The organism is Streptomyces sp. NPDC057307, from assembly GCF_042667665.1.
Taxonomy (GTDB): Bacteria; Actinomycetota; Actinomycetes; order Streptomycetales; family Streptomycetaceae; genus Streptomyces.
The window spans coordinates 1-6,441 of the sequence record NZ_JBHUZM010000236.1 but is presented as its reverse complement, the minus strand read 5'-3'; the positions used below and the strand labels follow the sequence as shown (position 1 = coordinate 6,441).

5 protein-coding genes and 1 pseudogene are annotated in these 6,441 nt (G+C 69.4%); 5 read left to right on the top strand and 1 reads right to left on the bottom strand.

Annotated features, from left to right (window positions below; genetic code table 11):
• Positions 1-202: pseudogene (locus ACFUN8_RS36580) on the top strand (hypothetical protein); the annotation flags it as partial.
• Here ACFUN8_RS36580 and ACFUN8_RS36575 read toward each other — a convergent pair.
• The gene (locus ACFUN8_RS36575) at positions 199-1,371 is read right to left on the bottom strand and encodes a fatty acid desaturase family protein (RefSeq protein ID WP_383647541.1); all 1,173 of its coding nucleotides are present in this window, start codon (positions 1,369-1,371) and stop codon (positions 199-201) included. The pseudogene ACFUN8_RS36580 and the gene ACFUN8_RS36575 sit on opposite strands and share 4 nt — an antisense overlap.
• Positions 1,372-1,833: 462 nt before the next feature.
• On the opposite strand from ACFUN8_RS36575, the gene ACFUN8_RS36570 reads away from it, so the two are divergent.
• From ACFUN8_RS36570 to paaI, 4 genes are all read left to right on the top strand, one after another.
• A complete protein-coding gene (locus tag ACFUN8_RS36570; RefSeq protein WP_383647539.1) occupies positions 1,834-2,604 on the top strand; it encodes a TetR family transcriptional regulator in 771 nt (256 codons plus the stop codon).
• 49 nt (positions 2,605-2,653) lie between these two features.
• Positions 2,654-4,213: an MDR family MFS transporter gene (locus tag ACFUN8_RS36565; RefSeq protein ID WP_383647544.1), complete on the top strand. Its 1,560-nt coding sequence runs from the start codon at positions 2,654-2,656 to the stop codon at positions 4,211-4,213.
• Positions 4,214-4,497: 284 nt separating this feature from the next.
• Entirely contained in the window at positions 4,498-5,874 is a 1,377-nt protein-coding gene (locus ACFUN8_RS36560; RefSeq protein ID WP_383647536.1) for a cytochrome P450, read from the top strand.
• Positions 5,875-5,950: 76 nt separating this feature from the next.
• Positions 5,951-6,415: a hydroxyphenylacetyl-CoA thioesterase PaaI gene (paaI, locus tag ACFUN8_RS36555; RefSeq protein WP_383647534.1), complete on the top strand. Its 465-nt coding sequence runs from the start codon at positions 5,951-5,953 to the stop codon at positions 6,413-6,415.
• Positions 6,416-6,441 lie beyond the last annotated feature (26 nt).

The following is a 6,441-nucleotide window of genomic DNA, read 5'->3' as shown; positions in this document are numbered from 1 at the left end:
GTGGTTTTTTTTGTGTCGGTCTGGGCCCCCGCCGGCCGGCCGGGCGTCCGGCCCTGCCCCACTACTGAATCCGGACATCAATTCGTTCGGACTGATCACCCTGCCCGAGGAGAAGCGGGCGTCGTACCGCGTACGCGCCTTCGTCTACGGCGAGCAGTCCAACGTCGTTCATCTCACGACAGGTTCGGACCCGACGGCCTAGGCGTCGGCCTTGACGTCAATCCTGGCGTCGGCCTTGACGTCGGTTGTGGCCTCGGTCGTGGCTTCGTCTGTGGCCTCGGCCCTGAGGTCAGTCTTCGTGGCCGTGTTCTTCGCCCTGATCGGGGCCCCCGCGTCGTGCAGGCTCCGCAGGGCCTGGCTGTACGAGGTGATCAGGCCGGTCTCCAGATAGCTGACGCCCAGTTCCTCGCAGTGCTGCCGGACGATCGGCTGCGCCTCGCGCAGCTGCGGCGACGGCATGTTCGGGAACAGGTGGTGCTCGATCTGATAGTTGAGGCCGCCGAGCGCGATGTCGATGAACCAACCGCCGCGCACATTGCGCGAGGTGAGCACCTGACGCCGCAGGAAGTCCGGGCGGTCGTCGCCGGTCAGGGTCGGCATTCCCTTGTGGTTGGGCGCGAAGATCGAGCCCAGGTAGAGACCGAACAGGCACTGGTGGACGGCGAGAAAGGCGATCGCCTTGCCGGGCGGCAGCACCACGAACAGCGCGCCGAGGTAGAGCGCGAAGTGCGTGAAGAGCAGAACGCCCTCCGAAGTCCGCTGCTTCAGCGAGCTGTTGGCCAGCGCGCGCACACCGGCGACATGCAGATTGAAGCCCTCGAGCGTGAGGAGGGGGAAGAACAGGAATGCCTGCGAACGGCCGATGAGGCGGGGAAGTCCCTTGGCGACCTCGGCCTGGCCCTGCGTCCACACGAGGATGTCGGGGACGACGTCCGGGTCCAACTCCGTGTGGTTGGGGTTGGCGTGGTGCCGGGAGTGCTTGTCCTGCCACCAGCCGTAACCCATGCCGATGCCGAGATTCCCGGCGAGCTTGCCGGCGCGCATGCTGGCCTTGCGCAGCCGGAACACCTGACGGTGGCCCACATCGTGCGTGACGAGCGCCACTTGGCCGAAGACCACGGCGAGGAAGGCGGCGACGGCGAGCGTCCACCAGCTGTCGCCGACGAGCACGAAGGCGACCCAGCCGGCGGCGAAGAGACCGGCGACGATGCCCGTGCGCACGGCGTAGTACCAGGGCCGCCGTCGCATCAGACCGGCGGCGTTGATCTTCTTGGAGAGCCGGGCGAAATCGCTGCCCGTCTCCCTGCACGCCTGTTCCGCGGCCTCACCCGCGAGATCGGCGCCTGGTTCCAGTACCGCTGAATCCTCCACGGTACTGACGGTGTTGACTGACATGCGGCCACGCCTTTCGAATGTGTCACGACCGTGTGCCGGTGTATGACGGCTCGGCAGGCAGGGTGGCCGGTGAGGAACACAAGCCCAGGGGGACGTCGCTGCCGGTCGTGGACGGGTGGGCAACTGCGGCGGACAGCTCGATCGCTGCCTGCGGTTGGACGTGGTCCACTCCGGTGACGCGACAACTGGGTATGGCCGCTGCGAATGCCGCTGACATCCTCACCGAGGACCAGTGCTGCTGCCCACACTCATGGGACAGCGGGAAGTCAGGGGCTGGGGCCTCCTAATCACCAGTGTAGCCTGCGCGCGAATTGCGCTGCTTACACTGCGCCGACAAGTGGCCGCAAACAGTTTCTGAACAGCGCGAATACCGTCAGGGTGGTTGTTGAAAAGCCATTGCCCGTTATCAATTTTGCAGAGTCTGCAGATTTGCATACTATGCAAGGTGTGACGACCAAGGGTGCCGGAGCGGGTCTCCGTGAACGCAAGAAGCAAGCCACGCGCGCGGCGCTGGGCGAGGCGGCCGTACGACTCGCCGCGGAGCACGGCGCGGAGAATGTCACCGTCGAAGCCATCAGCAGCGCCGCCGGCGTCTCCGCGCGGACGTTCTTCAATTACTTCGACAGTCACGACGACGCGTTCGTCATGCTGGACACCGAGATCGGCGAACGGATCCGGTGCGCCGTAAGGGACGCCCCGGCCGAGCTGTCTCCCCTCGACGCGGTACGCGAGGCCATGGCCGGCGAACTGGCCGATGTCGAGGAGCGGCACGAGGTGTGGAGCCTGCGCGCCAAGGTCCTCCAGAAATCCCCGCATCTGCTGGCCAGGGGCCTCGGTCAGCACATGGCCGAGGAACGCGACCTGGCACGGACGATCGCGCAACGGCTCGCTCCGGGCGACGGCACCGACAGCCCCGACAGCGGCGAACGCGGCGGCGTCGGTTCGGAGAGCGACCGCGGCGCCGGGACCTCCGCCGGGACCGACGCCGACCCCTGCGACGACACCGACATCGCGCTGTACCCGCGGCTGCTCGCCGCCGTCGCCGGTACGGCGGTAAGGGTCTCCGTCGAGCACTGGTACGCGCAGTCCCCGCCGGTCTCGTTCCCCGACATCTTCCGGGACGTCTTCACGCACCTGTCCGCCGGGCTGCCCCGGCCGACCCCACAGACCGACGACCGTCCGTCCGGCGGTCGTTCCACGGAATCATAAGAAGGCCACCTTGACCGCAATCGAGGCGCCCGACCAGGCGCCCACCTCCATGACCAACCGACAGATACTCCAGGCCATGTCGGGCCTTATGGCCGGCATGTTCGTCGCCATCCTGGCGGGCACCGTGGTGGCCAACGCACTGCCGCGCATCATCGCCGACCTGGGCGGCAGCCAGTCCGCGTACACCTGGGTCGTCACCTCCGAACTGCTCGCGATGACCGCGACGGTGCCTCTGTGGGGCAAGCTCTCCGACCTCTACAACAAGAAGCTGCTGCTCCAGCTCTCGCTCGGCATGTTCGTCGTCGGGTCCCTGCTGGCCGGGTTCTCGCAGGGCATCGAACTACTCATCTTCAGCCGGGTGATGCAGGGCATCGGCGCCGGCGGTCTGACCGCGCTCGCGCAGGTCGTGATGGCGGCCGTGATCCCGCCGCGCCGGCTCGGCAAGTACGCCGGCATGTTCGGCGCGGTGTTCGCCGTCGGCACCGTCGCGGGACCGCTGGTCGGTGGCGTCATGGTCGACACCTCGTGGCTCGGCTGGCGCTGGTGCTTCTTCATCGGTGTGCCCTTCGCGCTGATCGCGATCGCGCTGCTGCAGCGCACGCTCCACCTGCCGACCGTCCGCAGGGACGTGAAGATCGACTACCTGGGCGCCTTCCTGATCGTCGCCGGTGTCTCCTCGATCCTCATCTGGACCTCCCTGGCGGGCAACCAGTTCGACTGGGCGTCCTGGCAGACGGCCGCGCTGACCGGCGGTGGTGTGCTGCTGCTCGTCGCCGCGGTCTATGTGGAGGCGAGGGTGCCGGAACCGATCATCCCGCTCACCATCTTCCGCAACCGCACCGTCACGCTGACCACGGTCGCGAGCCTGCTCGTCGGTGTCGCGATGTTCGGCGGCACCGTCTTCCTCTCGCAGTACTTCCAGATCGCGCTCGGCAAGTCGCCCACCGTGGCGGGGCTGATGGGTCTGCCGATGATCCTGGGTCTGCTCGTGTCGTCCACGGTCGCGGGCCAGCTCATCAGCGCCACCGGCAAGTGGAAGGTCTACCTGGTCGCGGGCGGCGTCATCATGACGGCGGGTCTGGCCATGCTGGCGACCATCGACGCCAACACCGGCTTCGGACTGCTCAGCCTCTACATGGCCGTTCTCGGTATCGGCGTGGGCCTGCTGATGCAGAACCTGGTCCTCGCGGCCCAGAACGACGTGCCCGCCTCCGAGTTGGGCGCCGCCACCTCCGTGCTGTCGTTCTTCCGCAGCATGGGCGGCACGATCGGCACCAGCGTCCTGGGCGCGATCCTGGCCAACCGGGTGGCGTCTGAGATGGCCAAGAGCCTGGGCACGGACGCGTCCGCCGGCGGATCGAGCGAAGCCGTGCCGGACGTGACGAAACTTCCCGCGCCGATGCGGGAGATCGTGGAGCACGCGTACGGGCTGGCGACGGCCGAACTGTTCCTGGTGGCCACCCCGTTCGCCGCGCTCGCGCTGGTGGCCGTGCTGTTCATCAAGGAGAAGCCGCTCAAGACGACGAGCGGCATGGAACGGCTCGCCGAGGAGGCCAAGCAGGCGGTGGCGGACGGGGACAAGCCGTCCTCGCCGACGCCGGTGAGCTGACACCGTTGAACCGACGCCGGTGAGCTGAACCGAGGCCGGCAGGACCGACTCCGGTGAACTGACACCGGGCAGTTGAGGCCGGTGAACCGAGTTCAACAGGACCGTACGAGGGCAGTCGTTGCCCCGGTCGCCCACGGGCGGCGGGGGGAACGGCTGCCCTCGCGCCATGCGGCCCGTGGCCGGGCGATCACGGGCCGAATGTCGTCTGGCGTCCGCCGCGCGGGGCGGGTTGGCTGATGGCCGTAGGAACATCAGTACGCCGCCTCCAGCGCCAAGGACTTCAGATGACCACGGGTACGTCTTCCCCGACCGGCCATGACACGCCCGCACCGGGCCCCTCCGCCACGCCGGTGCCCGGCCCCCGGCAACTGCCCCTGATCGGCAATCTGCCGGCCTTCTCGCGCGACCCGCTCGGCTTCTTCGCCAAGCTGCGCGGCCACGGCGACGTCGTCTCCTGGCGGCTCGGCCCGCAGCGCGCGCTGTTCCTGTCGCAGCCGGAGCACATCGGGGAGTTGCTCACCGGGGTCGAGACGCAGTACCGCCACCCGGAACTCGGCTGGGCCTTCAAGCTGGTGCTCGGCGAGGGGATCGTCACCTCCGAAGGAGCCGCGTGGCGGCGTAAGCGCGCGCTGGTGCAGCCGGTGGTCCGGCCCCGCCAGGTCCGCGCGTACGCGGAGACCATGACCGACTGCGCGTCCTCACTCGCCGAGACCTGGCAACCGGGCCAACACATCGACGTACGGCGGGAGATGCTGGGCCTCACCCAGCGCATCGCCGTACGGACCCTGTTCGGTACGGACACGGCGGGCCGCGAAGGCACGATCGGACCGGCCATGGATACCGCGCAGGCGGCCATCGGCGACGAGTTCCGGGGCCTCACGCTGTTCCTGCCGGCGTGGATTCCGACGCCGGGACGGCAGCGGCTCAAGAAGGCCGTCGCGGTCATCGACAGCGAGGTCAACCGGGTGACGGAGGAACGGCACCGTAACGGCGCGGACCGCGACGACCTCCTCAGCAGGCTGCTCGCCGCCCGCGACGAGCAGGGCGACCGGCTGACCGACAAGGAGATCCGGGACGAGGCGGTCACGCTCTACATCGGGGGCCACGAGACGACGGGGACGACGCTGACCTGGGCCTGGTACCTGCTCTCGCGCAACCCTGAGGCGCGGGAGCGTCTCGCCGATGAGCTGACCACCGTCCTTCGGGGCCGTACGCCCGGCTTCGACGACTTCAAGGAGTTGCGCTGGACGGAACAGATCATCAGGGAGACCCTGCGGCTCTACCCTCCCGTATGGCTGATGACGGGCATCGCGAAGGAGGGCTCGACGCTGGGCGGCCGGCCGGTGGCGGAGGGGACGGTGCTGTGGGCGAGCCAGTGGAGCGCGCAGCGCGACGAACGCTGGTTCCCGGAGCCGGACGCGTTCCGCCCCGAGCGATGGGACGAGGAGGCGCGTCCGGTGCCGGACCACGCGTGGTTCCCGTTCGGCGGCGGCGCCAGGGCGTGCCTGGGCGCGCGCTTCGCGACGGTCGAGGCGGTACTCGTCCTGGCCACGCTCGCCCAGCGGTTCCGGCTCGACCTGGGCCCGGGTGAGATCCCGCCGAAGACGGGCCTCACACTCCAGCCGGGCCGCCCGGTGGAGGCGACGCTGCGGAGCGTATGAGCCGGGGCCGGCAGGCGAGGTGCCCGCCCCGCGGCCGGACGGCGCTGCTTTCCGGACACCCCCTAGGATCGGCCGCATGACGGACAGCGCAGGTGGGAGCCCGGCCGATCAGGCGGCCCGAGGGGGCCTGGCCGGTGGTGACGGGCCCGATGGTGACGGGCCCGGGCGGGAGTACTTCGACGCCGACCCGACCTCCCGGAGTCTGGGTATCGCGCTCGTGGGCACCGGTCCCGGCTGGGCCACCCTGCGGATGAGCGTGCGCGGGGACATGGTGAACGGGCACGGGACGGCCCACGGCGGCTATCTCTTCCTCCTCGCCGACAGTGCCTTCGCGTGCGCCTGCAACAGCCATGGACCCGTGACCGTCGCGGCGGGCGCCGACATCGACTTCGTACGGCCCGCGCACGAGGGGGACGTCCTGACCGCGACCTCGCGGGAGCGCACCCGCCTCGGGCGTGGCGGGATCTACGACGTCACGATCACGCGCGGGGACGACGTCCTGGCCGAGTTCCGCGGGCGCAGCCGCGCCCTCAGGACCTGAACGGGCCCGCACCCGGCGACGCGGGG